The following is a 25,703-nucleotide window of genomic DNA, read 5'->3' as shown; positions in this document are numbered from 1 at the left end:
ATACTCGTTGAAGCCGAAAGATAATCCGGCACGACGAAAGGGAACTGCCGTACCGGCAAAAAAGAGGAGAATGACATGAAAATTAGCCGCATCGCAGCCATTGCGTCGGTCCTGTTCGGCCTGGTCCAGGCCGCCGTTGCACAAGAAACACCAAAGGCAATTACCATTGCCACCGAAGGAGCCTACGCGCCCTGGAATTTCACAACAGCCGACGGCAAGCTGGACGGCTTCGAAGTCGATCTCGCCAATGATCTGTGCGGGCGAATGAAGATCGAGTGCAAGATCGTCGCACAGGACTGGGACGGCATGATCCCCGCGCTGACCGTCGGCAAGTTCGACGTGATCATGGCGAGCATGTTCATCACTGAAAAACGTCTGAAGGTCATTGATTTTACCCAGCCATATGCGGTTGACCCCTCAGGTTTCGCGGTCGCCAAGGATAGCGAACTGGGCAAGCTCGGCATTTCCAACGAGCGGTTCAAGCTGGACAATGAAGCCACTTCGCAGGCGGCAATCGACAAGCTCAAGCCATTGCTGAAGGGAAAGATCATTGGAGTTCAGGCTGCAACGGCGAACCTGGAATTCCTGAAAAAATACTTCTCGGACGTCGCCGAGATTCGCGAATACAAGACCACCGAGCAACACGATCTCGATCTTGCCGCGGGTCGCATCGACGCGCTCTTCGCGCAACAGACAGCGCTGGCCGCCACGCTGAGCAAGCCGGAGTTCAGCGACTATACGCTTGCAGGACCAGGATTTGTCGGGGGTCTCTTCGGTCTTGGCTCAGGGGCCGGCATCCGCAAAGAGGACACCAAGCTGAAAGACATGCTCAACGGCGCCATCGACGCCGCGACCGCCGACGGCACGATCAAAACTCTGTCGCTTAAATGGCTCAAGAGCGACGTTACTCCAGTCAAGTAAGCGCTTGCCGGCGAACGGCCATTCCTGACCACGTTCCGGAGCTGAGCCGTTCGTCCTGCCGGGGCATCAATGCCGGGGGTATCAATGGTTGACGCATTCCGGCTGCTTGGTTTCCAGCACGGAGGTTGGGGGGCTGCTCTTCTCATGGCGGCCTCGGTCACAGTGCTCCTGTCTGTGCTGGGCTTTGCGCTTGGCGCTGTATTTGGCGGGCTGGCAGCGGCCGGGCGTCTCCGCAACTCCAGAATATTGAGGTTCTTGGCCCTTGGCTATTGCACGGTTTTCAGGGGCGTGCCCGACCTTCTGACCATTTATCTGCTTTACTATGGAGGTAGCGTCGCCCTGACCTCGCTTGGTCATAGCCTGGGCGGGTCCGGATTCGTCGGCGTTCCGGCCTTTGCCACCGGAACCTTGGCTATCGCGATCATCTCGGGCGCCTATCAAGCCGAGGTCTATCGAGGGGCTTACGTCGCCATCGACCAGGGACAGCACGATGCCGCTTGCGCGCTTGGTCTCAACCGGCTGCAGCGGCTGCGACAGGTTATTTTTCCCCAGCTCCTGAGATACGCGCTGCCAGGTCTCGGCAATGTGTGGCAGTTGGTTCTGAAGGACTCCTCGCTGATATCGGTAATCGGCCTCGTTGAACTGATGCGCCAGGCGCAGATCGCTGCAGGTTCGACCCGTGAACCGTTCATCTTCTACATTGCTGCAGCCTTGCTCTATCTGGCTATCGCTTCCGTCACGGGCCACGCCTTTTACCGTCTGGAACGGAAGGCGCCGTGGCGCGTCCGGTCGGCATGATAGATTTCAGTTTTTTCCTCGAAATCCTGCCGAAGCTACTCGCCGGCCTGCCGCTCACGGTGGAACTGGCCCTGACTTCCATCGTTGCCGGCTTCGTTCTTGCCGTCACATTGGCGCTTGCCCAGCAATCGGAATCGCCCTTCGTCGTCTTGCCGATCCGTGGCTTCGTTGCCGTGTTCAGGGGCACGCCTCTGCTGGTGCAGATTTTTCTGACCTATTATGGCCTTGGTCAGTTCCGGCACCAACTGTCGGCAATTGGATTATGGGCCGTTTTCCGCGAACCCTACTGGTGCGCAATCATCGCGCTGACCCTCAACACCACCGCCTATGGCAGCGAAATCCTCCGCGGCGCGATTCAATCGGTGCCACGCGGCCTTGTCGAGGCGGCGCGGTCTGTCGGCCTGTCCACCTGTTTGACCTATCGGCACGTTATCCTGCCGCTGGCCTTTCGCCAGGCGCTGCCGAGTTACGGCAATGAAATCATCCTGATGATCAAGGGCACGTCTCTGGCTTCCATCGTGACCTTGATGGAGGTGACTGGAATTGCCCAGGGATTGATCTCCCAGACCTACCGCGCCTTTGAAGTCTTCATTTGCGCGGGCGCCATTTATCTCGCTTTGAACTTCGCGATCATCCGTGCCTTGGCGGCACTCGAATACTGGATGTCGCGGCATCTGCGGCACCGCCCCTCGACGATGAGCGACGCCGCCTCTTGAGCACGATCAGAAGGGCATAGCATGCGAAATTTTGAGAAACCAACGCGCTCGGTCGTCGTTTCACGCGAGGCCATGGCCGCCACCTCTCATCCGTCGGCGACCCTGACGGCGGTCGAGATCATGGCGGCCGGCGGCAACGCCATGGATGCCGCCATCGCAGCCTGCGCGGTGCAATGTGTCGTCGAGCCAGCCTCGACCGGCATTGGAGGCGACTGCTTCGCTCTTCTGTCGCGAAACGGATCCGGCGAGGTCATCGCCTACAACGGATCGGGCAGGACACCCGCCGCCCTGACAATTGACTGGTTCCTCGAACGTGGCATGGCCGAGGTGGCCCGCAATTCTCCCGGCTCCGTCACCATCCCGGGAGCCATCGATGCCTGGACCAGATTGCACGCTGATCATGGACATATGCCCTTCGATCAAATCCTGGCCCCCGCTATACGTTTCGCCGAGGAAGGCTACGCCATTTCACCGCGGGTCCATCGTGACTGGGCGTTGGAAGAAGAACTTCTGGCCTCCGATGTAGCCGCGAAACGGATTTTCCTGCCAAACGGCCGCGCGCCACGTGTTGGCGAAGTGCATCGCCAGCCTGAGTTGGCTGCAACGCTGCGGCTGATCGCCAAGAAGGGACGCGAGGCCTTCTATACTGGCCCTGTGGCCGACGACATGGTCGCCTATCTTCGTGGGCTCGGCGGATTGCACACACTCGAAGATTTCGCCTCGGCAACAGGCGAATACGTGACCCCGATCAGCACGGCGTTCCGAGGCTGCGATGTGTTCGAATGTCCGCCGAATGGCCAGGGTGTGATCGCGCTGCTCATTCTAAACATCCTCTCGCGCTTCGAAGCGCACGGCGACCCGCAATCCGCGGACCGGCTTCACCTGGAAATCGAAGCAACACGCCTCGCTTACGCCGCGCGTGACCTGCTCGTCGCCGATCCCGACACTTCCGAGGTCCCGGTGGCCGAGATGTTGTCGAATGCCTGGGCCGATCGTCTGGCCGGCATGATTGACCTAAAGCGCGCCCGCGCGGACCTGCCGGCGTTCGATATGCCGCTGCACAGCGACACGGTCTATATTTCCGTTGTCGATAAGGACCGCAATGCGGTCAGTTTCATTAACTCGGTCTTCGACAGCTTTGGCTCGGGCCTGGTCTCGCCACGCTCCGGTGTCGTCTTGCACAATCGCGGGCAAAGCTTTTCGCTTGACCCCAGGCACCCCAATGCAGTGGCGCCGAACAAGCGACCTTTGCATACCATCATACCCGGGATGCTTGCGAGAGACGGCCGGGCAGAAATGCCTTTCGGCGTTATGGGCGGCTACTACCAGGCAATGGGCCACGCGCACCTGCTGACGAAGGTGCTCGATTTCGGGATGGATCTGCAGGAGGCGATTGATCTGCCGCGGGTCACCCCCGTCAGCGGCACCATGAACGTCCAGGCCGAACACGGGCTCGCTGGCGAAACCGTAGCTGAACTTAGCCGACGCGGTTTCGAAATCATTCCCGCCACGGACCCGATCGGCGGTGCGCAGGCCATTCGCATCGATTGGGCAAACGGGACCCTGCTGGGCGGTTCTGAACCGCGCAAGGACGGCTGCGCCCTCGGTCTGTAGAGCGGTTATGGCCAGAGCGAGATGCAAGATGCCGAAGATGCACTCCATCGACATTTGGCCGAGCAGGAGCCGCTGGCGCCATGGTCCCGATAATTCTTGCACGCCATCGACAATCCGATCGGCGCGAGGTTGTCACCCATGTCTTAGGTACAAACTGTTACCCATGTCTCCGAGCCGTACAGGGAAAAAATGGTGCCCAGAGGCGGATTCGAACCACCGACACGCGGATTTTCAGTCCGCTGCTCTACCAACTGAGCTATCTGGGCCTGCTCCGGTAGGCGGCAATCTGCACACCGGGTTCATGAAAGCGCCGTCGGCACCCCTTGAAAGCGCGTGGGTTATAGCACGGGAATCCGGCCTGTCCAGCGCTTAGAGCATGATCCCGAAAAGTGGAATCCGGTTTTCGGAAAAGATCATGCTCAGACAAAACGCCAGAACCTGTTCCGTCCGACAGTGTCCGGATGGAACAAGTTCTGGACATTGATTTCAGGCGGGAAACGACAGGCAGTCCGCAAGGCCGATCATCGGTCACGATCGCGGCTGCGAAACCGTCCCAAGCCTGTGGAAAACCGCAGGTGGACGGTGCTATTTCTGGTCGTCGTTCTGATCCTCGTCGTCGCGGCCCGGGATGACGTAGACCCCCTTCAGCCAGCGGTTGAGGTCGATGTCCTTGCAGCGCGTCGAGCAGAACGGGTAGGTTTCGCGCGCCGATGGCTTGCCGCATTCGGGGCAGGGCCGCTTGGGCCGCAACGGCGTGACCTTGTCGTCCGGGCTCATATCCGCGCACCCGACAGCCAGTTGGCGTGCACCTTAAACCCTTCGCCGCTCAAAAGCGCTACCGTCTCGTAGAGTGGCAGGCCGACGACGTTGGTGTAGGAGCCGACAAGCTTGACGACGAAGGCGCCGGCAAGCCCCTGGACGCCATAGCCGCCGGCCTTGCCGCGCCATTCTCCGGATGCGATGTAGGCCTCGATCTCCTCGCGCGGCAGCCGCTTGAAGCGCACCCTGGTCTCGACCAGCCGCAAGCGCTGCTTGCCGCCAGGTGTGATCAGGCAGATGCCGGAATAGACGCGGTGCGAACGGCCGGACAAAAGCCCAAGGCAGTTGGCGGCGTCGTCGAGCGTCTCGGCCTTGGGCAGGATGCGTCGCCCGACGGCCACCACCGTGTCGGCCGCCAGCACGAAGCTCGGCGCGTAGTCCGTCTCGGTTTTCAGCGAGGCCAGCGCTTTCTCGGCCTTCTGCGTCGCCAGGCGCTTGGCCAGCGAGCGCGGGTGCTCGGCGCGCAGCGGCGTCTCGTCGACATCAGCCGGCAGCACACGGTCCGGCTCGATGCCGGCCTGCTGCAGCAGCTCGATCCGGCGTGGCGAACCCGAGGCAAGCACGAGCTTCTGCAAAATGCCCATCGCGATCCCGGCCGGGTCCTTGAACTTACTTGAAGCGGTAGGTGATGCGGCCCTTGGTCAGGTCGTAGGGCGTCATCTCGACCAGGACCTTGTCGCCGGTCAAAACGCGGATGCGGTTCTTGCGCATGCGGCCGGCGGTATGGGCGATGATTTCATGTTCGTTTTCGAGCTTGACCCTGAACATCGCGTTGGGCAGCAGTTCCGTCACGACACCCGGAAACTCGAGGACTTCTTCCTTCGGCATTCGATACCTTTGCTTGGATGGGTACTTCCAGCGCCCCGGCCGGAAAGTTGCGCGGAACCTATATGATAAACGCCCGCTTGTGAACATGCTTAATCCGCGGCGTTTTCAGCCCCGTTGCCGAGGAAACGGCGGCCGATCCGCGCCTTCAGCCGCTCGCGCACGTCGCGGTAGGCGGCCATGATCTGCTCGCGCGTGCCGCTGACGCCGGTCGGGTCGGGCATCGGCCAATATTCGACCTCGACGGCCAGCGAGCGGGTGAGTTCGAGCGCGATGTGGTGGGCTTCCGGCGCCAGCGTGACGATCAGGTCGAAATAATCGTCCTCGAGGTCATCCATCGTTCTCGGGTGCCGTTCGCCGAGCGACAGCCCTTCTTCGGCCAGCACGGCATCGACGAACGGATCGCGTTCGCCGCCGCGCACTCCCGCCGAGGCGACGAAGGTGGTAGGCGGGAGCACCTTGCGCGCCAGCAATTCGGCCATCGGCGAGCGCACGGCGTTCATGCCGCAGACAAACAGGATCGAGCGGGGCAGGATCTGGCGGGGCAGCGGGGCGGCCAGTTTCAGCCTCGCCAGTGCAGCACGCAAACCAGCGTGAACAGCCGGCGCGCCGTGTCGAAGTCAATCTCGATCTTGCCGGCAAGCCGGTCCATCAGCCTCTGCGAGCCTTCATTGTGCAGGCCGCGCCGGCCCATGTCTATCGCCTCGATATGGCTTGGCGTCGCGGTGCGGATGGCATCGTAATAGCTTTCGCAGATCATGTAGTAGTCCTTGACGATGCGCCGAAGCGGCGTCAGCGACAGGATGTGGGTGACCACGGCTGCGCCGTCCTCGCGCGTCACCGCGAACACCAGCCGGGACTCGGCCAGCGACAGTTTCAGCCGGTATGGCCCGGCGCCGTCGTCATTGACCGGCTGGAAGCGGTTCTCCTCGATCAGGTCGAAGATCGCCACCGCCCGCTCATGCTCGACATCGGGCGTCGAGCGGCCGATCGTCTCGTCGAGCTCGACATCGATCAGCCTGGCGCGGGTTTGGTCGTAGTCGGACATTTCTACATGTTCAGCCGGATGGCGACGGAGCGTCCATGCGCATCGAGGCCTTCCGCCTTGGCGAGCGTGATCGCCGCCGGCGCCAGTGCCCGCAACTGCTCCGGCCCGAGCTTCAGGATCGAAGTGCGCTTGACGAAATCGAGCACCGAAAGCCCGGACGAAAAGCGCGCCGAGCGCGCCGTCGGCAGCACGTGATTGGAGCCGGCGACATAGTCGCCGATGGCTTCCGGCGTGTGGCGGCCGAGAAACACCGCACCGGCATTGCGCATCCGCGCCAGGAACGCCTCTGGGTCGTCGATGGCAAGCTCGACATGTTCGGCCGCGATTCGGTCGACCAGCGGCAGTGCTGCCTCGATCGTCGGCACCAGGATGACGGCGCCGAAATCGCGCCAGCTCGCCGCCGCCGTTTCTCTGCGCGGCAGGTTCTGCAACTGCCGCTCCACCGCCTGTTCGACCGCTGCGCCAAAGGCACGGTCGTCGGTGATCAAGATCGACTGCGCCGACACATCGTGTTCGGCCTGGGCGAGGAGGTCGGCGGCGATCCAGTCCGGATCGTTGCTGCCGTCGGCGACAACCAGCACTTCCGACGGCCCGGCGATCATGTCGATGCCGACCGTGCCGAACACCTGGCGCTTGGCCGCCGCGACATAGGCATTGCCGGGGCCGACGATCTTGGCGACGGGCTTTATCGTTTCGGTACCATAGGCAAGGGCCGCGATCGCCTGGGCGCCACCAACGCGGTAGATTTCGGAGACACCGGCAAGATCGGCTGCCACCAGCACCAGCGGCGGCACCTCGCCGCCAGAGGCCGGCACCACCATGGCGATGCGCTCGACGCCGGCGACCTTGGCCGGTACCGCGTTCATCAGCACCGAACTCGGATAGCTCGCCGTGCCGCCCGGCACGTAGAGCCCGACGGCCTCGATTGCCGTCCAGCGCGAGCCGAGCTCGACGCCGGCGGCATCGGTGTAGCGGTCGTCCTGCGGCAGCTGCCGCTGGTGATGGGCGCGGATGCGCTCGCGCGCGAATTTCAGCGCCTCGACCGTCTGCGGATCGGCGGCCTCGTAAGCCTTGGCAATGTCGTCCCTGGAGACGGCGATGCCGAGCCTGGCCAGGTCGCCGCCGCCGAATTTCTGCGTGTACCCGACCAGCGCCGCGTCGCCCTCGGCACGCACCTTGGCGATAATCTCGCGCACCACGGCGTCGACATCGGCCGAGACTTCCCGCTTGGTCAGCAGGAACGCGGCAAAGCGCTGCTCGAAATCGGCGTCGGACTGGCGAAGCGTGATAACCATCATATCAGACCCTGTGGACCGGGCGCGACGTCGCTTCCCAGGCGCCGCCGACATCGGCAAGCCGCGCCTCGATGCATTCGACATCGAGCATGATCGCGCCGCCGCCCGAAAAGATCAGCTCGACGATGCCGGCCGGTTTGTCGAGCGCGAGAAAGCTGATCGCCAGCAGTGACAGCACCTCGTCCGGCTTGTCGCGGGCAATGCCGCTGGTCTTGGCGCCGAGCACCCGGTCGAAATGCAGCACGGCCTGCCGCCGCTCATTGTGCTGGCGGAAGAAGCCGGATTTCGCCTCCCAGACGAAGCGGTTCATGGTCAGCACGAAGCGCTTTACCGAAGGCAGGTATTCGAGATCGCTGACCTTCATGACGGCATCCTGGACATGCGCCGAGATGATGCTCAGATCCTGATCGTCGAGCGCGACAAGCTTGAGGCCATTCATGCGGAATTCGCACCTGCGAGTTGATTATTCGACCTTCTGTTAGGCGGTCTTTCCTGCTCGTGCAACCGCGCCGGAGGTCTTGTCCAGGCAATCGCCCCAGTCGGCGCTGCCCCTCATCCCCCTGCCGGGACCTTCTCCCCGTATAGGGACGGGGAGAAGGGGCTGGCCGCAACCTCGGCACCCTCCCGCAACGCTGGAGATTGGCGAAATCCTTCGCGAGGCGTCCCTTCTCCCCGTCCCTATACGGGGAGAAGGTCCCGGCAGGGGGATGAGGGGCAGCGCCGACCTGAGCCTGCTATGGTCACCCCGAAATGCGCTCGATCTCCGCGCCGCAGCCGGACAGCTTTTCCTCCAGCCGCTCGAAGCCGCGGTCGAGATGGTAGACGCGGTTGACCGTGGTTTCGCCTTCGGCCGCAAGGCCGGCAATGACCAGCGACACCGAGGCCCGAAGATCGGTCGCCATGACTGGCGCGCCCTTCAGCTTCGCTACGCCGTCGACGATCGCCGTCTGGCCGGACAGCGTGATGTGGGCGCCGAGCCGGGCGAGTTCCTGGACGTGCATGAAGCGGTTTTCGAAGATCGTCTCGGTGATGCGCGACTTGCCCTTGGCCATCGTCATCAGGCCCATGAACTGCGCCTGCAGATCGGTCGGGAAAGCCGGGAAGGGCGCCGTCGTCACATCGACCGGCGAAATGCCGGCGCCGTTGCGCCTGACGCGGATGCCGGAATTAGTCTGCGTGATCTCGGCGCCGGTCTGCGAAATGATGTCGAGCGCCGTCTGCAACAGGTCGGGCCGCGCGCCTTCCAGCACGACGTCGCCGCCGGTCATCGCCACCGCCATCGCATAGGTGCCGGTCTCGATGCGGTCGGGGATCACCCTGACGCGAGCACCCGACAGCGCCTCGACGCCGTCGATGGTGATGGTCGCCGTGCCGGCGCCCGAGATCTTCGCGCCCATGGCGTTGAGGCATTCGGCGAGATTGACGATCTCCGGCTCGCGCGCGGCGTTTTCGAGCACCGTCTCGCCCTTGGCCAGCGAGGCCGCCATCATCAGCACATGGGTGGCGCCGACCGAAACTTTCGGGAACACATAACGGTTGCCGACAAGCCGGCCGTTCCTGGTCTTGGCGATGACGTAGCCGGTGTCGACGTCGATATCGGCGCCCAGCGCCTGCAGGCCTTCGAGGAAGAGGTCAACCGGCCGTGTGCCGATGGCGCAGCCGCCGGGCAGCGACACCTTGGCCTCGCCCATGCGGGCCAGCAGCGGGCCGATCACCCAGAACGACGCCCGCATCTTCGACACCAGCTCGTAAGGCGCCGTCGTGTCGACGATGTTGCGGGCCGAGAAAGTGATGGTGCGCGAATAGCCTTCCTGCTGCTTTTCGCGGCGGCCATTGACCGAATAGTCGACGCCGTGATTGCCGAGGATGCGGATCAGCTGCTCGACATCGGCCAGATGCGGCACGTTTTCCAGCGTCAGCGTGTCATCGGTCAAAAGCGCGGCGATCATCAGCGGCAGCGCAGCGTTTTTCGCGCCCGAGATCGGAATGCTTCCGGCAAGCTTGTTGCCGCCGACAATTCTGATGCGATCCATGAAGAGCGTCCCCTCGGCGCCAAGGCCGGTTTAAATCGGTTGAGTCTGTTGCGGCCATCTAGACCATTGGCCGGCTTGGTTCAAGAAACAGGCTACTCCCCACTTTGGCCCACGCCGACTTGGCCAAAGTACCGGCGACCAACATAGCCGATTCGCGTTAATCTTTTTTCATCACCGCTTGCAGCCCCTCCGGCCGCTTGTCGGCGTCGCCGGCTCTTCGTGAGCGCGATTGCGCCTTGCGCTTCTGCAGGTTGGCGCGCAACTGCTCGGCCAGCCGGTCCTTGCGGCCCGTTCCGGCCTTTTTCGCTGAACCATCCTTCTTCGGTGATCCATCCTTGTTCGGAGAAACTGTCTTGCCGTTCATCGTTCTGCCCCCGGCCGGCGACCCGCCGGTGCATATAAAGGGATAGCCAACATTGTGGCACGGCCATGTCCGCAACGATCGCCCGGTGCGGCCTTTCAACCCGTCTTTGTCTTGGCCTTGCGCTTGCCGGTTCGATATGGCAGAAGCCCCGCCATCGGCGGCTGCGGTAGCTCAGTGGTAGAGCACTCCCTTGGTAAGGGAGAGGTCGAGAGTTCAATCCTCTCTCGCAGCACCAGTCTATCCGCACCATGCAGAGCTATGGCCATCGCCGCGCATGACCGACTGAGCAAATAGAGGCTATCAGGGCAGATCGCGACGCATACCGGCTGAATGATACGGAGCCGAGCTGCCTTGTGCCCGGCTCCTCCGGCTTTGACGGGAACCTATGCAGCGTCGCCTGTTAGTTGCCGACGTCGCCGCTCCGGAGCCGCTTCACGCACAAAGCGCGAAGGACCAGAGCGGCATCGGCGTAAGTGATCGCCTTTTCGCCGCCGAAAACCAGTGCATTGCCGACAACCTCTAGGACATCGCCCTCGATGCGCCAAGGAAGAATATCGGTGCAGGTCCGCATGCGGCCGAAGACCGAACTGATCGGCACCATCTGGTCCTCAAATTCCACGTGCGGCTCGTCCGTTCCCGGAATCCAGGTTTGGTAAGCTTCCAAGGCATCGTCGAAGGCTCCGTGCAAATGAATCGGAGCATGGCCCTCATGCAGTACGGGTAAAAGGCGTGTGGTCATCGGTCTCCTCCTGGATCGCGGCAGCCAGCCAATGCTGCCAGGTAACCCCCGCATTTCGATGATTGGTCTATGGCCGGATGCGACGGGCGCGTACCCAATAGCCGCAAGTGCCGATGCCCCAATAGAAGGCTTCATCCCGTCCTGAGCGGCGAAATTTCGCCTCGGAATCAGAAGCGTCGTCCGCCTGCGCCTGATCCGGCGCATAACGTGAACGCTCCATGGGCGGGAAAAGGGCGCCGATCACGATCCTGATACAGCCCGGAACGGCTTCCAGAAATGTCTGCGTCATCGTCATCTCCTGATCCTGCGAACATGGACGGCGAAAAGTCAGGCACTTGAAGCGGGCAGTATGACCGGCTTCTTAGCAAATGTCTATCAAACTTGTAGACATTGGCTTGTAAGGAGCGAGCCTCAGACGAAATACCATGCGAGCTTGCCTGTGACTACGGTGGATGCCTGATCGCCAAGCTTCCTGCTATCCGCGCCTCGAACGGCCGCAGCTCCCGGTCTCTTGGCACTTTGCGACGGGGATCAGCTCCATCGCGCCTTCCTCGCGAGCGCGACGGATCTTCAGAATGATGATCCGTCCTTCATGAACCTTGGTCGAGCCGCCAACATGCGATCAGGTGCTCGTCGCCAGCTTGGCTGAGGGGCGGTTCGGCTTTCCAGCAATCGGCAACAGCGAGCGAGCAACGGCCGGCGAAGGCGCATCCCTGGCTCGGGCCCGCCGCGATGTCGGCCTGAGAGATGATCTTCGGCGCTGCATCGTCTGAAGACGCCGCCAGCAGCAGTTTCGTATAGGGATGATTGGGTCCGTGAAAAATCTGGTCGGATGAGCCGGTTTCGACCAGGCGGCCGCGGTACAGCACGCCGATCCTGTCGGCCATGTAGCGCACGACCCTGAGATCGTGGCTGATGAACAGATAGGTCGTGTCCTTGTCGCGCTGCAGGTCGTTGAGCAGGTTGAGAACGGTTGCCTGGACGGAAACGTCGAGCGCCGAAGTGGGTTCGTCGAGCACGACGACCTTCGGCACGCCGGCGAAGGCCCGTGCGATGGCCGCCCGTTGCCGCTGGCCGCCGGATAGTGATCGCGACTTCTGCTCGGCTGTGGCGCCGGCAAGGCGAACCGATTGCAGCAAATCGCTGACGCGGGCCTTGATCTCACTGCTGCGCAGGCCGGCGAGCCGGCGCAGCGGGCGGCCGAGTATCCTGCCGATCCGCTTACGCGGATTGAGCGTGCGATCCGGCGACTGGAAAACCATCTGCACATCGCGGCGTTCGCCAATACTTCTCTTCTCGACGCGCGGTGCGACCGTCCTGCCGAACAGCTCGACCGATCCGGCGTCTGGCATCTGTAGGCCGGTGACGATCCTTGCCAGCGTCGACTTGCCGGAACCGGATTCGCCGATCAGCCCGAAGGTCTCGCCGTGGCCGATGTCGAGATCGATATTGCTGAGCACCAGTTGGCTGCCGAACGCATGGCTGATGCCTTTGCAGGCGATCGCGATTCGGCGTTCTTTGCGCCGGCCCGCGTCTTCATTCTGGACCGCCGAGTGCGATGGCAGGCCGTCCGTCTCCGCCAGTCTTCCATTCCGCTTCGTGTAGTTGAGCGCCGGGATCGAGGCGATCAGCGCCTTCGTATAGGCGTGAGAGGGGTTGTCGAAGACGTCGGCGGCGGCGCCGCTTTCGACCACGGTTCCCGACTGCATCACCGCCACCCGGTCGCAGGTGCGGCGGATCATGTTGATGTCGTGGCTGATCAGCAGAATGCTGGTTTTGTGGTCCCTGCGCAGGCCGGAGAGGATAGCGATGATCTCGGACTGGACGCTGGCGTCGAGCGCCGTCGTCGGCTCGTCCAGCACCAGCAGCGACGGGTCGAGCGCAATCGCGATGGCGATGTTGGCGCGCTGCTGCATGCCGCCGGAGAGTTCGTGTGGATAGAGCCCCAGCACCCGCTCCGGATGGCTCACCCGAACGCGCCCGAGCAGTTCGCAAGCCCGCTCGCGCGCCTCGTCATGGCGCACCGGGCGATGCCGCATGATCGTCTCGGTGATCTGGCGGCCGATCGTCATGCTTGGGTTGAGGGCCGCGCCCGGGTGCTGGTAGACGGCGGCGATATGATTTCCCCTGAGTTGGCGCAACTGCTCGGCGGAAAGGTCGCGGATTTCGCGGCCCTGGAACTCCAGCGCTGACGCCGCGATGCGGGCATTCTTCGGCAGATAGCGCAGGATGGCGAGCGCCACCGAGCTTTTCCCCGATCCAGACTCGCCGACAAGGCCGAGTGCTTCGCCTTCGCCTATGCGCAGGGAGACGCCACTGACGGCGGGATGCGATCCATTGCGCCCGTCATAGGCGATGGAAAGCTGGTCGACGTTCAGAACCGAGGAGGACATTGGGAGCTTGAAACCACTTTCTTCCAGCGTCGCGATCGAGGGCAATCGCTTCCACTTTCGCAACGCATTATATCTATAAAGTTACTCGAATTAGGACGGAGCGCAATCTAACTTTCATGGCTCAAGAGCGATTGTCGCCGCTTGCCGAAGCAGTGCGACAATCTCCGGAGCAGATCTGGAAGGAGACCGGCATGGCTCGAGACCACATGATCCTCAGCGCATTTTTCTTCAACCCGCAGGGCGATCATCGGATGTCGTGGCGCCATCCGCGGGCGCCGGGCCGGGAGGTGCTGGACTTCGAGTTCTACCGTGATCTCGTGCAAGCGGCCGAGCGGGCCAGGATCGACACCATCTTCGTCGCCGACCACGTTTCGATCTGGGATTCGGTCAAGAGCGGTGTCGCCCACTACGCCAATGCCCGCCTTGAGCCATTGACGCTGCTGTCGGCACTGGCCGGCGTGACCAAACACATCGGCCTGATCACCACGGTGTCGAGCTCGTACAGCGAGCCCTACAATGTTGCGCGCATGTTCGCCTCGCTCGACCATATCAGCAAGGGCAGGGCGTCGTGGAACGTCGTCACATCGGCCATGGACGAGGAGGCGCGCAATTTCGGCCGCGACGGCAACATCGAACATGCGTTCCGCTATGAGCGCGCGGCCGAATTCCTCGATATCGTCAAGGCGCTTTGGGACAGCTGGGAAGACGAGGCGCTGCTGATCGACAAGGAGACGGGCTATTTCGCCGATCCCGACAAGGTCCACCCCATCGATCACAAGGGCAAGCACTTCAAGGTGCGCGGGCCGCTCAACGTTTCGCGGCCGCCGCAGGGCCACCCGCTGATCGTCCAGGCAGGCTCGTCCGAGGACGGCAAGAACTTCGCCGCCGCCCAGGCCGACGTGCATTTCGCCATCTACAGCACCAGGGAAGACGGCATCAAATACCGGCAGGACATCAACGAGCGCCTCGCCCGCTATGGCAGGCGGCCGGAGAGCTTCAAGATCCTGCCGGGCATTCTGCCGATTGTCGCCGCTTCCGAGGCGGAAGGCCGCGAAAAGCAGGAATACCTCCAGACCCTGTTGCCCGATCAGGTCGGCATCGACCTTCTGTCCAGCTGGAGCGGCATCGATCTCTCCGTCTATCCGCCAGACGGGCCGCTGCCGCCGCTGCCGGACGAGAGCACCTTCAATGGCGGACGGACATCGCTCAACCGGGTCAAGGAATGGTCGAAGCAGAATCTCAGCCTACGCGACATCGCCCGCAAGCTCGCCAACAGCGGTTCGGTGCCGACCGTCGCCGGCACGCCCAAACAGATCGCCGACCAGTTGCAGGACTGGTTCGTTTCAGGCGCCGCCGACGGCTTCAACCTGATGTTCCCGCTGCTGCCCGAGGACTGGGTGAATTTCGCCGAGCAGGTGGTGCCGGAGCTGCAGCGCCGCGGCGTGTTCCCGACCGAATACGCGCCGGGAACGCTGCGTGACCGCTTCGGTCTGGCGCGGCCGGCAAACCGCTTCGCCGAGCAGCGCGACAACGCACGCGCCGTGTCCTGACCGGGAGAACGATCATGACCGTCGCGCCAAGATTGCAGCCTCGCGAAGCCACCGCGCCGCAGCTCGTCAATGTCCTGCACAGTCCCAAGCGTGTGCGCGTCAAATTCGGCGGCCGCACCATCGCCGACAGCCGCAACGTGCTGGTGCTGCGCTCCAACCATTTCCTGCCGATCTATTTCTTCCCGCCGTCAGCGGTAGATCCGTCGGTGCTGAAGCCCTCGCTGCATCGCGAACCGCATCCAGTCGGTGGCGAGACGGCCTATTGGGATATCGACAGCGGCGACAGGCGCAGTGCCAACGCGGCGTGGGCGTTCATCTCGCCGCCGGACGAAGCGCTGGCGTCCCTGGCCGGGCGGATCGCCTTCACCTGGAAGGCCGTCGACCAATGGTTCGAGGAGGACGAAGAGGTCTTCGTCCATGCGCGAGACCCTTATGCGCGCATTGATGTGCTGCAAAGCACGAGCCATGTGCAGGTCTGGTTCGACGGCGAGCCGATCGCCGACAGTCACCGCCCGGTGCTTTTGTTCGAGACCCATCTGCCGACGCGTTTCTATCTACCGGCGGAAGACATCCGGCTGGAGCGGCTGATGGCGTCCGTTACAACGACGCGATGTCCCTACAAGGGCATTGCCTCCTACTGGTCGGGGCTGCTGAGCGACGGAACGGTGCGCCCGGACATCGCCTGGAGCTACCGGGATCCAATCGTCGAAATGCCGAAGATCAAAGGCCTCATCGCCTTCTATCCGCAGGCCGTTGACCGCATCCATCTCGACGGCGAACCCGTCGCATAGATTTTTAATTTTCATTTCAAAGCAGGGTTTAACATGACCAAACGCAGGGATATCGACGCACTTCGCAGCCTGTCGGGGGACATCTGGAATGTCGCCGTCGACGAATATCAGGGCGGCTTTCTCAAGCGCCGCGATCTCCTGAAATACGCCGCACTGCTCGGCCTGACAGGCTTTGCCGCCTCGCAGGGGTTCGGAGCCGCACGCGCCGCGGCCGCCGCCGGCGGCACGGTTCGTGTCGGGCTCGGTCAGCCGACCAAGGCGATCGATCCAGTTTCGGTGACCGATCCGGCCAGCATCGGGGTGATCAGCCAGGTCGGCGAATATCTGATCCTCGACGATCCGAAGGACGGTCTCCAGCCGAAGCTCGCTTTGTCCTGGGAGGCCGACGAGACAGCCAGCCGCTGGACCTTCAAATTGCGGCAAGGGGTGAAATTCCACGATGGCCGCGCGGTCACCGCCAGGGACGTGGTGGCGAGCTTCGAGCGGCTGGTCGATCCCGCCAGCGGCTCGTCGGCGCTCTCAGCCTACAAGGGCATCCTGTCCAAGGGTGGCGCCAAACTGGTCGACGAGCAGACAGTCGCCTTCGATCTCGACGGTCCCAACAGCAACTTTCCCTTCTATGTCTCCTCCGACGTCTATAATGCCGTCATCCTGCCGGCCGACTATGCCGGCGATTTCGAGAAGACTTTCAACGGCACCGGCCCGTTCAAGCTCGAATCCTTCCGTCCCAAGCAAGGCGCCAGCTTCGTGCGCAATCCGGATTACTGGGGCGAGAAGGCACTGCCCGACCGCATCGAGATCAAGTTCTTCGACGACGAGCAGGCGCAGGTGCTGGCGCTGCAGGCCGGCCAGCTCGACGTCATCCCCAGCACGACGCGGTTGGAACTGGCGATCGAGGGCAACCCCAACTTCAAGCTGCTCAGCGTGCAGGCAAGCTCGCATGACCAGGTGCATCTCAGAACCGACCAGGCGCCGTTCACCGACAAGCGCATCCGCCGCGCGCTGGCACTCACCATCGACCGCGAGGCGGTGGTCAAGGGGCTGCTGAAGGGCCGCGCCATCGTCGGCAACGACACCCCGTTCGCGCCGATCTTCCCTTCGGCCGATCCGTCGGTGCCGCAGCGCAAGCACGATATCACGGAAGCCAAGCGGCTGCTTGGCGAGGCTGGCGTGCCGAACGGCTTCGAGGTGACGCTGACCACCGAACGCGCCTATGACATTCCCGACTATGCGGTGATCATCCAGAACTTCGCCAAAAAGATCGGCATCGATGTCAAGCTCAATGTCCTGCCGCAGGACGCCTATTACGGCTCGGCGACCTTCGGCAGCTCGCCTTGGCTGGATTCGGTTCTCGGCATCACCGACTACGGCCATCGCGGCACGCCCGACATCTTCCTCAACGCCACGCTGAAGAGTACGGGAGCCTGGAACGCGGCGCATTTCAACAACCCCGGCTATGATGCGCTGCTGCTCGACTACTCGAAGGCGCGTGACCTCAATGCCCAGCGCCTTGCTGCCGGCAAGATCCAGACGCTTTTGCTTGACGAGACGCCGGCGATCATCAGCTACTTCTCGCAATACAGCCGGATTGTCAGCTCGAAGGTCGAGGGCGTGCGCTTCACCGCAATCTCGCATCTGCTGCTCGATCGCGTTTCCTTCGTCCAGGCATGATCGCGACATGCTGACCGGCCGCATTCTGTCAGCGCGTGTGGGCACTCTTGTCCTCACGCTGTGGCTTGTCAGTGTCCTGGTTTTCTTCGCCGGGCAGGTTTTGCCCGGCGATGTCGGCCGCGTGATGCTCGGGCCGTTTGCCGACGCGCAGGCGGTGGCGGAGCTGAACAAGCGGCTGGGCGCCGACCAGCCAGTTCTCGTCCAGTATTGGCTCTGGTTCAGCAAGGCGGTGTCAGGCGATTTCGGCACCTCGCTTTCGATGCGCGCGCCGGTGGCCCCGTTCGTGCTGGAGAGCCTGAAGCGCTCCGCATCCCTTGCCGGCATTATTTTGGTCTTTCTCATTCCGCTCGGGGTTGGCGGCGGTGTCATCGCCGGTCTCAACGCCGGCCGCCTCATCGACCGGCTGATCGTGATGGCGGGCGTCTCCTTCGGCATCGTGCCGGATTTTGTGTCCGGCCTGATGCTGCTCATCGTTTTCGGCCTGTGGCTGAACTGGTTCCCGATCTCAGGCGTTGCGCCGGATGGCGCGGGCTTCTGGACGCAAGGCTATTATCTGATCCTGCCGGCGCTGCCGCTGGTGCTCAATCTTGCCGGCTACATCGCCCGGATGACGCGGGCCGGCGTGATCGAGGCGATGGCCGCCGACTACACACGCACCGCCGTCCTGAAAGGGCTTGAGCGGCGCGAGATCATCCTTCGGCACGTGCTGCGCAATGCGCTGACCCCGACCATCGCGGTGCTGGCGACGCAGACCGGATACATGCTTGGCGGGCTGGTTGTGATCGAAGCGCTGTTCGGCATCCAGGGACTTGGCAATCTGGTTCTGAACGCGGCCAAGGCGCGAGATTTCCCGATGCTTGAAGCGGGGGTGCTGGTGATGGCGGCAATCTTTGTTCTTTCGGCGGCGGCGGGCGACTTCGTGCTGGCCTTGCTCGATCCGCGGCAACGCCGTCGGACCTCGCCATGACGGATCTGACGGAGTTTCCCGCATCACGGCGCGCCGTGGCCGGTTTTCCGGCGGTGCGCAGGATCGGCAGTGCCTTCTCCGGACTGCCCCCATCGGTCGTGATCGGAACGCTGCTGCTACTGTTCTGGGTCGTATGCGCGGTAGCAGGCAATCTTTTCGCTCCGTATGATCCCTATGCCGAGGATTTTCTGGCGATGCTGACGCCGCCCGATGCCTCGCACTGGTTCGGGACCGATCAGCTCGGCCGCGACGTGCTGTCCCGCATTATCGCCGGATCGCGCGATATCCTGCTGGTTGCGCCGCTGGCGACGCTGGTCGGCGTTGCCGCCGGCAGCATCATCGGCCTGGTGCTCGGCTATTTCGATGGCCTCACCGATGCCATCGGCGCGCGGCTGCTCGATACACTGATGGCGTTTCCATTCATCGTTCTCGTCACCATGACGCTGGTGGCGATCGGGCCGTCGAACCTGACCGTCGTCCTGGTGATCGGCATCGCCTATGCGCCGCTGGTGGCGCGCACCGTCCGCGCCGCCGTGCGCGAGCAGAAGCAGCGCGACTATGTCAGCGCCGCCCGGCTTGGCGGCGAAGGCGCGCTCGCCATCATGTTCCTGGAGATATTGCCCAACATCAGGGAGACCATCCTCATCGAGTTCGTCACTCGGCTGGGCTACGCGTTCTTTTCGATCGCGACGCTGAGTTTTCTGGGCCTCGGCATCCAGCCGCCTTCCGCCGATTGGGGGCTAGCCGTCGCCGACGGCTACGGCTTCCTGACCGGCGGTAAATGGTGGGTCGTCGTTTTCAATTCCGGCGCGATCGTTTCACTGGTCATGGCAACGAACCTAATTGCCCAAGGCTTAGGCGCGTTTGAAAATGGTGATGGATGAATGCGAAGCCGTATTGATGGCCTGAGCTTCGGTCTGCTCGCTATACGGACATTGCTACGTCCATTAGCAGAACGGCATTTTTCTCCGCGAGGCCGAAAAATCGGAACGTAGTTCCTTATCTCTATAGATTTTGTCGAATATCGTCTGCCCCGGTTTGGAAATGACCCGATGCGCATGCAGGGTCCGGGAGATTGACGAGTTGGCAAGGCTATCGGTTCTCGGAATATCCGGCGGCGTAAGCACACCATCGCGCACTACCGCGGTGGTCAACGCGCTGGTCAAGGCAGTCGCCTTGCGCGTCCCGGCAGACACCGGCCTGATCGAAATCACCGAGGCGGCGCCTTCGATTTTCGCCGGGCTGTCTCGTCGTGCGCTCGGCGCGTCTGGCGAAGCGATCATCCAGCGTGTCGAGAAGGCCGACCTGCTCGTGGTCGGAACGCCGGTCTATCGGGCGTCCTACACCGGCGCTCTCAAGCACCTGTTCGACCTCGTCGATCATCGTGCACTGACGGGCAAGACCGTGCTTCTCGCGGCAACCGGCGGAAGTCCATACCATGGCCTGGTTCTCGAACATCAGCTCCGGCCATTGTTCGGTTTTTTCGGGGCCGTCACGGTCCCGACCGGCGTCTACGGCGCGCCCGACGATTTCGTCGATGCCAAGATCGTCGGCGCGGCGATTATCGAGCGCATCTCACGGGCCGCTACCGAAGCGATTTCCTTGCTTAATTCCAGTGATGCAAACACTGCCGTCGCCACGCGCGTCGGTTGAAGCCAATCAAAAGGGGAAACGAACGAAATGACCTCGAATTCCGACAACGTGAAATTCGCCTACTGGGTCCCGAACGTCTCGGGCGGCCTGGTCATCTCCAACATCGAGCAGCGGACCGGCTGGGACATCGACTATAACCGCAAGCTCGCCCAGATCGCCGAGGCCAACGGCTTCGACTACGCGCTGAGCCAAATACGCTTCACGGCCGGCTATGGCGCCGACAACCAGCACGAATCGGTATCGTTCAGCCATGCCTTGCTTGCGGCGACCACAACGCTGAAAGTCATCGCGGCGATCCTGCCCGGCCCATGGAATCCAGCGCTGGCGGCCAAGCAGATAGCCACCATCAACCACCTGACCAATGGCCGTGTCGCCGTCAATGTCGTCAGCGGCTGGTTCCGCGGTGAGTTCGCCGCCATCGGCGAGCTGTGGCTCGACCATGACGAGCGCTATCGCCGTTCGGAGGAATTCATCCGTGCGCTGCGCGGCATCTGGACCGAGGACAATTTCACTCTGAAGGGCGACTTCTATCGCTTTACCAACTACTCGATGAAGCCGAAGCCGATCGATCCGCAGCCGGAGATCTTCCAGGGCGGCTCATCACGCGCGGCGCGCGACATGGCTGCGCGGGTTTCCGACTGGTATTTCACCAACGGCAACACGCCGGAAGAGATCAAGAAGCAGGTTGACGACATCAAGACCAAGGCGAAGGCCAATGGCCACAAGGTCAAGATCGGCGTCAACGCCTTTGCCATCGCTCGCGAAACCGAGGCAGAAGCGCGCACCGTGCTCGACGAGATCATCGCCAAGGCCAATCCGGAGGCGGTGCAGGGTTTCGCCGATCAGGTCAAGAATGCCGGCAAGGCGTCGCCGGAAGGCGAGGGTAACTGGGCGAAATCCTCGTTCGAGGATCTTGTCCAATACAATGACGGCTTCCGCAGCAATCTCATCGGCACGCCGGAACAGATTGCCGAACGCATCCTCAAGCTGAAGGATGCCGGCGCGGATCTGATACTGCTCGGCTTCCTGCATTTCCAGGAAGAGGTGGAGTTCTTCGGCAAGCGCGTCATCCCTCTGGTGCGCGAACTGGAAGCGGCGCGCGACAGGGAGCTCGTCGCCGCGGAATAGGACACGCGCGGCCTCCAGGCCGCCGCCCGCACGCCTTCAAAATCAGGGACGTTTCATGATTGGTGCTTCGCTGGGAGCCGCCGCATACGAGCGCGCGCCCGAAATTTCCGGCATTCTTGCTGGTGCTGGTCCCGTCGAGGACACGCGCCCGGCGCGCCTGTCGGCAAAGGCTGATGCGATCCTGGCGCTGGGCGGGATCAGCATTTCCTTTGGTGGCGTCACGGCACTGCGGGATGTCGACCTCGAGGTCAAAAGCCGCGAGATTCGCGCTGTGATCGGTCCCAATGGCGCCGGCAAATCCTCGCTGATCAACATCATCAGCGGCCTCTATCACGCCGATCAGGGCAAGATCGCGATCGATAGCCAGTCCTTCTCCCGGGTGTCGGCAAGCCGTCTGGCACGGCTCGGCGTCGCGCGCACCTTCCAGAACCTGGCACTGTTCGGTGGGCTTTCAGTGCGCGACAACATCGCGTCGGGCCGCGTCCACACTCGGCGCGCCAGCTTCGTCGAACATATCGCCGGTCTACCGCGCGCCCGGCGCGAAGATGCCGCGATCGCTGAAAAGGTCGACCAGACAATCGCCTTCCTGCATCTCGAGGCCGTCGCCGATCGCCTGGTCGCAACGCTGCCCTACGGCCTGCAGAAGCGGGTCGAACTGGCGCGCGCGCTTGTCGCCGAGCCGAAGATCCTGCTGCTCGACGAGCCGATGGCCGGCATGACGGCGACCGAGAAGGCCGAGATGGCCGGTTTCGTGCGCGCAGCGCGCGACCGGCACGACGTCACCATCATCCTCATCGAACACGACATCGGCGTGGTCATGGGGCTCTCCGACCGCGTCGCCGTGCTCGACTACGGCCGCAAGATCGCCGACGGGACACCGGCCGAGGTCAGGGCCAATCCGGCGGTGATCCGGGCCTATATCGGCACCGCCGAAGGCGAAGATGGCGAGGGCATCTGATGAGCTACTATGATTTCCTCTTCGTCATCGAGGTGCTGGTCGGTGGCTTGCTCTCAGGCGTCATGTATTCGCTCGTCGCCATCGGTTTCGTGCTGATCTACAAGACGTCGGGCGTGCTGAACTTCGCGCAAGGGTCGATGGTGCTGTTCGCCGCACTCACCTTTGTCAGCCTTGTCGAACGCGGCATCCCGTTTGCGCTTTCAATGCTCATTACCCTCGCGGTCATGGTTGCGCTGGGCTTCACCATCGAGCGAACTGTGCTGAGGCCGCTGGTCAATCGCTCGCCGATGACGCTGTTCATGGCCACGCTTGGCCTGTCTTACATCATTGAAGGCGCTGCCCAGTTGGTGTGGGGCACGCAGGTGCACGGGCTCGATCTCGGCATCGACGACACGCCGTTCGAGGTCGGCGGTATCCTGATATCGTCGTTCGATCTTCTTGCTGCAGGCATTGCCGCGGCGATGGTCGCCGGCTTGAGCGCATTCTTCTATTGGACCCGCGTCGGCCTAGCGTTTCGCGCCGTCGCAGACGACCAGTTCGCGGCGCTCGCCGTCGGGCTGCGGCTGCCCCGGATCTGGGGAACGGTGTGGACGGCCGCGGGGTTCGTGGCACTGGTCGCGGGGCTCTTGTGGGGCGCGCGCCTCGGCGTCCAGTTCTCGCTGTCGCTGATCGTGCTGAAGGCGCTGCCGGTGCTGGTGCTTGGCGGCTTCGATTCTATCCTCGGCGCCATCGTCGGCGGCCTCATCATCGGCGCCAGCGAGAAGCTCGCCGAGGTCTACCTCGGACCCTTTGTCGGTGGCGGCATCGAAGGCTGGTTCGCCTATGCGCTGGCGCTGGTCGTCCTGCTGGTGCGCCCCTCCGGCCTGTTTGGCCAGAAGACTGTCGAAAGGGTCTGACCGATGGCCGTGCAAGCGCTCGATGCCGCAAGGCTTCCCATCGACTGGCAGAGGTTAGCTCTGCCCGTCGCCCTGATTGCCGTGGCCTACGGCCTGATCCCCGCCTATGCGTCGAGCTATCTCGTCGAGGCGATCCTGCTGCCGTTCCTTGCGCTCAGCCTGGCGGCGGTCGGCCTCAACCTTTTGACCGGCTATTGCGGCCAGCTTTCGCTGGGCTCCTCCGCCTTCATGGCGGTCGGCGCTTTCGCCGCCTACAATTTCAACCTTCGGGTCGAAGGACTGCCGCTGGCTGCGACCATGATCCTGGCCGGGATTTCGGCCGCCGGCATCGGCGTCGTGTTCGGATTGCCGAGCCTGCGCCTGCGCGGCTTCTATCTCGCCGTCTCGACGCTCGCCGCCCAGTTCTTCGTGCAGTGGGCGCTGACCAAGTTCGGCTGGTTCTCCAACGACAACCCTTCCGGGGTGATCTCGGCGCCGCACCTTGCCGTTGCGGGCTTCTCGCTCGACAGGGCGACGGGCCGCTACCTGCTCTCGGTGACCACGGTCATCGTGCTCACGGCGCTCGTCTGGCGCCTGGTCAACAGCGCGACCGGCCGCAATTTCATCGCCGTGCGCGACAACGAGACCGCCGCGCGGGTGATCGGCGTCCCTGTGCTGAAGACCAAGCTGCTCGCGTTCGCCATCTCGTCCTTCATTATCGGCGTCGCCGGGGTGCTGTGGGCCTTCACCTATCTGCGCACGGTCGAGCCGGCCGGCTTCAATCTCGACCGCTCGTTCCAGATCCTGTTCATCATCATCATCGGCGGGCTGGCCTCGATACGCGGCGCCTTTCTGGGAGCGGCGTTCATCGTCATCTTTCCGCTCATCCTGTCGCGGCTTGGCGCCTTCCTGTTTGGCGGACTGTTCGATTCGGGTGTTCTCGACATGAGCCAGCGCATCGTGCTCGGCGCGCTCATCATCATCTTCCTCATCGCGGAACCGAACGGGCTGTCGGCCCTCTTCGACCGCCTGAAACGACGGATCGGCTCAAGGTCCAGCTGAGCGCCGCTCGACATCCTCTCACGGACCACAACCTCAGGAGACGCAATCCATGACCTTCTTCAGTCACCTCAAGAAAGCGGCGATCGCCACGGCCTTCGTCCTCGGCGCGACGGCGGTCCACGCCGACGAGCAGTATTTTCCCCTGCAGAGCTACCGCGTCGGCCCTTATGCCGCCGGCGGCACCGGCTTCTTCGGCGGCTTCATCGACTATCTCAACCTGATCAACATCCGCGACGGCGGCGTCAACGGCGTCAAGCTGACCTGGAGCGAGGGCGAGACGCAGTATGAGGTCGAGAAGGGCGTCGAGGTCTATGAACGATTGAAGAGCAATCCCGGCATCGCCGCCTGGAACCCGCTTTCGGTCGGCATCGCCTATGCCATGATCGACCGCATCACCGATGACAAGGTGCCGCTGATCACCATCAACCACGGCCGCACCGACACCACGGACGGACGCGTGTTCCCTTACGTCTTCCCGCTGCTGCTCAATCCCTACAGCGAGACCTCGGGCATCGTGAACTATATCGCCTCCAAGGAAGGTGGCCTCGACAAGCTCAAGGGCAAGAAGATCGTCGTGCTCTATCACGGCTCGCCCTATGGCAAGGAGACGATTCCGATCTATGAGCTGCTGTCGCAGAAATACGGCTTCGAGCTGTCGCAGATCGAGGTTCCGCATCCAGGCAACGAGCAGCAGGCGCAGTGGCTGACGATCCGTCGCGAGCATCCGGACTATGTGGTGCTGCGCGGCTGGGGCGTGATGAACCCGGTTGCGCTCAAGACCGCGCAGAAGACCGGCTTCCCGGCCGATCACATCGTCGGCAATGTCTGGTCGAATTCGGAAGAGGATGTGATCCCCGCCGGCGATGCCGCCAAGGGCTATACGGCCATCACCACCCAGGCGTCAGGCGAGCAGTATCCGGTAGTCCAGGAGATCGTCAAAACGGTCTACGGCGCCGGCAAAGGCAATCTCGAGGAAAAGAGCCGTATCGGCTCGGTCTACCACAATCTCGGCATCGTCAACGGCATCCTCAATGTCGAGGCGGTCCGCATCGCGCAGGCCAAGTTCGGCAACCGCACGCTCACCGGCGACGAAGTCCGCTGGGGCTTCGAGCATCTCAAGCTCGATCCGGCACGCGTCGAGGCGCTGGGCGCCAAGGACCTGTTCCACTCGATCAACGTCTCCTGGGACAATCACGAAGGTGACGGCTACGTGACCTTCCAGCAGTGGGACGGCAAGAAGTGGAACGTCGTCTCCGACTGGATTGCGCCCGACTGGAAGCTGCTGCGTCCGATCATCGAGAAGTCGTCCGAGGCCTATGCCAGGGAAAAGGGCATCAAGATCCGCACGGCCGAAGACGCCGAAGCAGTGGTCAGCAACTGAAGTCCAACAACTCGCGGGCGGCCCACCGGCCGGGCGCGGTTTACTGCCTATTGCGGAGGCATGGCTGTGCAGCCCCGAAAATACCATCCGGTCCGTGCGTCG

General features: G+C 62.9%; 27 protein-coding genes and 2 tRNA genes. 16 read left to right on the top strand and 13 right to left on the bottom strand.

The genetic code is table 11. The features are described 5' to 3' along the window. The first annotated feature begins 75 nt into the window (after positions 1–75). The 4 genes from NKJ15_RS00145 to ggt all read left to right on the top strand — a co-directional run bounded on the left by NKJ15_RS00145 (position 76) and on the right by ggt (position 4,049). Entirely contained in the window at positions 76–921 is an 846-nt protein-coding gene (locus tag NKJ15_RS00145) for a transporter substrate-binding domain-containing protein (protein ID WP_352470146.1), read from the top strand. A gap of 84 nt (positions 922–1,005) precedes the next feature. Beyond that, positions 1,006–1,719 (top strand): ABC transporter permease, encoded by a 714-nt coding sequence (locus NKJ15_RS00140; protein ID WP_502906845.1) that lies wholly within the window; start codon positions 1,006–1,008, stop codon positions 1,717–1,719. After that, on the top strand, positions 1,716–2,435 hold the full coding sequence (locus NKJ15_RS00135) for an ABC transporter permease (protein WP_352814094.1): 720 nt from the start codon (positions 1,716–1,718) through the stop codon (positions 2,433–2,435). Before NKJ15_RS00140 ends, NKJ15_RS00135 begins: the two co-directional genes overlap by 4 nt. A 21-nt stretch (positions 2,436–2,456) precedes the next feature. Continuing rightward, on the top strand, positions 2,457–4,049 hold the full coding sequence (gene ggt / locus NKJ15_RS00130) for a gamma-glutamyltransferase (RefSeq protein ID WP_352813654.1): 1,593 nt from the start codon (positions 2,457–2,459) through the stop codon (positions 4,047–4,049). A 190-nt stretch (positions 4,050–4,239) separates the two neighbouring features. On the opposite strand, the gene NKJ15_RS00125 is transcribed toward ggt, so the two are convergent. From NKJ15_RS00125 to NKJ15_RS00080, 10 genes are all read right to left on the bottom strand, one after another. Then, positions 4,240–4,315 (bottom strand) — tRNA-Phe (locus NKJ15_RS00125). A 319-nt stretch (positions 4,316–4,634) separates the two neighbouring features. Next, complete coding sequence (yacG, locus tag NKJ15_RS00120) at positions 4,635–4,826, bottom strand: DNA gyrase inhibitor YacG (protein ID WP_352470149.1); 192 nt, start codon at positions 4,824–4,826, stop codon at positions 4,635–4,637. Continuing rightward, the gene (locus NKJ15_RS00115) at positions 4,823–5,452 is read right to left on the bottom strand and encodes a Maf-like protein (RefSeq protein ID WP_352470150.1); all 630 of its coding nucleotides are present in this window, start codon (positions 5,450–5,452) and stop codon (positions 4,823–4,825) included. The genes yacG and NKJ15_RS00115 overlap by 4 nt, the downstream gene beginning before the upstream one ends. A gap of 25 nt (positions 5,453–5,477) precedes the next feature. Continuing rightward, complete coding sequence (infA, locus tag NKJ15_RS00110) at positions 5,478–5,696, bottom strand: translation initiation factor IF-1 (protein WP_006200926.1); 219 nt, start codon at positions 5,694–5,696, stop codon at positions 5,478–5,480. A gap of 89 nt (positions 5,697–5,785) precedes the next feature. Further along, positions 5,786–6,268 (bottom strand): arsenate-mycothiol transferase ArsC, encoded by a 483-nt coding sequence (locus NKJ15_RS00105; protein ID WP_502893829.1) that lies wholly within the window; start codon positions 6,266–6,268, stop codon positions 5,786–5,788. Next, complete coding sequence (locus NKJ15_RS00100; RefSeq protein ID WP_352470151.1) at positions 6,256–6,741, bottom strand: UPF0262 family protein; 486 nt, start codon at positions 6,739–6,741, stop codon at positions 6,256–6,258. The genes NKJ15_RS00105 and NKJ15_RS00100 overlap by 13 nt, the downstream gene beginning before the upstream one ends. Before the next feature lie 2 nt (positions 6,742–6,743). Then, the gene (gene hisD, locus NKJ15_RS00095; protein WP_352814093.1) at positions 6,744–8,036 is read right to left on the bottom strand and encodes a histidinol dehydrogenase; all 1,293 of its coding nucleotides are present in this window, start codon (positions 8,034–8,036) and stop codon (positions 6,744–6,746) included. 4 nt (positions 8,037–8,040) lie between these two features. Then, positions 8,041–8,475 carry a DUF2948 family protein gene (locus NKJ15_RS00090; RefSeq protein ID WP_352470153.1) on the bottom strand — a complete coding sequence of 145 codons (435 nt, stop codon included), beginning with the start codon at positions 8,473–8,475 and terminating at the stop codon, positions 8,041–8,043. 301 nt (positions 8,476–8,776) lie between these two features. Continuing rightward, entirely contained in the window at positions 8,777–10,069 is a 1,293-nt protein-coding gene (gene murA, locus NKJ15_RS00085) for a UDP-N-acetylglucosamine 1-carboxyvinyltransferase (RefSeq protein WP_023677408.1), read from the bottom strand. A 157-nt stretch (positions 10,070–10,226) separates the two neighbouring features. Next, complete coding sequence (locus NKJ15_RS00080) at positions 10,227–10,433, bottom strand: hypothetical protein (protein WP_352501732.1); 207 nt, start codon at positions 10,431–10,433, stop codon at positions 10,227–10,229. A 160-nt stretch (positions 10,434–10,593) separates the two neighbouring features. Here NKJ15_RS00080 and NKJ15_RS00075 point away from each other — a divergent pair. After that, positions 10,594–10,668 (top strand) — tRNA-Thr (locus tag NKJ15_RS00075). 165 nt (positions 10,669–10,833) lie between these two features. Here NKJ15_RS00075 and NKJ15_RS00070 read toward each other — a convergent pair. From NKJ15_RS00070 to NKJ15_RS00060, 3 genes are all read right to left on the bottom strand, one after another. Then, on the bottom strand, positions 10,834–11,172 hold the full coding sequence (locus tag NKJ15_RS00070; protein WP_352541335.1) for a BRA0787 family protein: 339 nt from the start codon (positions 11,170–11,172) through the stop codon (positions 10,834–10,836). Positions 11,173–11,239: 67 nt separating this feature from the next. Then, complete coding sequence (locus NKJ15_RS00065) at positions 11,240–11,467, bottom strand: hypothetical protein (RefSeq protein ID WP_352813653.1); 228 nt, start codon at positions 11,465–11,467, stop codon at positions 11,240–11,242. Positions 11,468–11,762: 295 nt separating this feature from the next. Next, a complete protein-coding gene (locus NKJ15_RS00060) occupies positions 11,763–13,565 on the bottom strand; it encodes a dipeptide ABC transporter ATP-binding protein (protein ID WP_352813652.1) in 1,803 nt (600 codons plus the stop codon). 191 nt (positions 13,566–13,756) lie between these two features. Here NKJ15_RS00060 and NKJ15_RS00055 point away from each other — a divergent pair, with 191 nt between their 5' ends. The 11 genes from NKJ15_RS00055 (at position 13,757) to NKJ15_RS00005 (ending at position 25,601) form a co-directional block, all read left to right on the top strand. After that, entirely contained in the window at positions 13,757–15,115 is a 1,359-nt protein-coding gene (locus NKJ15_RS00055; RefSeq protein ID WP_352813650.1) for an LLM class flavin-dependent oxidoreductase, read from the top strand. 14 nt (positions 15,116–15,129) lie between these two features. Then, positions 15,130–15,906 (top strand): DUF427 domain-containing protein, encoded by a 777-nt coding sequence (locus NKJ15_RS00050; RefSeq protein WP_352813648.1) that lies wholly within the window; start codon positions 15,130–15,132, stop codon positions 15,904–15,906. A 33-nt stretch (positions 15,907–15,939) separates the two neighbouring features. Then, the gene (locus NKJ15_RS00045) at positions 15,940–17,577 is read left to right on the top strand and encodes an ABC transporter substrate-binding protein (RefSeq protein ID WP_352813646.1); all 1,638 of its coding nucleotides are present in this window, start codon (positions 15,940–15,942) and stop codon (positions 17,575–17,577) included. Between the two features lie 7 nt (positions 17,578–17,584). Continuing rightward, entirely contained in the window at positions 17,585–18,544 is a 960-nt protein-coding gene (locus NKJ15_RS00040) for an ABC transporter permease (RefSeq protein ID WP_352453579.1), read from the top strand. Beyond that, positions 18,541–19,428 (top strand): ABC transporter permease, encoded by an 888-nt coding sequence (locus tag NKJ15_RS00035; RefSeq protein WP_352813643.1) that lies wholly within the window; start codon positions 18,541–18,543, stop codon positions 19,426–19,428. The genes NKJ15_RS00040 and NKJ15_RS00035 overlap by 4 nt, the downstream gene beginning before the upstream one ends. A 199-nt stretch (positions 19,429–19,627) precedes the next feature. After that, positions 19,628–20,197: an FMN reductase gene (msuE, locus tag NKJ15_RS00030; protein WP_352813641.1), complete on the top strand. Its 570-nt coding sequence runs from the start codon at positions 19,628–19,630 to the stop codon at positions 20,195–20,197. A 27-nt stretch (positions 20,198–20,224) separates the two neighbouring features. Next, on the top strand, positions 20,225–21,325 hold the full coding sequence (gene sfnG / locus NKJ15_RS00025; protein ID WP_023722893.1) for a dimethylsulfone monooxygenase SfnG: 1,101 nt from the start codon (positions 20,225–20,227) through the stop codon (positions 21,323–21,325). A gap of 55 nt (positions 21,326–21,380) precedes the next feature. Next, positions 21,381–22,283, top strand: a complete 903-nt coding sequence (locus tag NKJ15_RS00020; RefSeq protein WP_352517943.1) for an ABC transporter ATP-binding protein — start codon at positions 21,381–21,383, stop codon at positions 22,281–22,283. Beyond that, a complete protein-coding gene (locus NKJ15_RS00015) occupies positions 22,283–23,179 on the top strand; it encodes a branched-chain amino acid ABC transporter permease (RefSeq protein WP_352453924.1) in 897 nt (298 codons plus the stop codon). Before NKJ15_RS00020 ends, NKJ15_RS00015 begins: the two co-directional genes overlap by 1 nt. Before the next feature lie 3 nt (positions 23,180–23,182). Then, positions 23,183–24,220 carry a branched-chain amino acid ABC transporter permease gene (locus tag NKJ15_RS00010; RefSeq protein WP_023722896.1) on the top strand — a complete coding sequence of 346 codons (1,038 nt, stop codon included), beginning with the start codon at positions 23,183–23,185 and terminating at the stop codon, positions 24,218–24,220. 49 nt (positions 24,221–24,269) lie between these two features. Then, a complete protein-coding gene (locus NKJ15_RS00005; RefSeq protein WP_352613954.1) occupies positions 24,270–25,601 on the top strand; it encodes an ABC transporter substrate-binding protein in 1,332 nt (443 codons plus the stop codon). Positions 25,602–25,703 lie beyond the last annotated feature (102 nt).

The organism is Mesorhizobium sp. M0207 (assembly GCF_040321995.1).
Taxonomy (GTDB): Bacteria; Pseudomonadota; Alphaproteobacteria; order Rhizobiales; family Rhizobiaceae; genus Mesorhizobium.
This window is presented reverse-complemented; position numbering and strand designations above follow the sequence as displayed.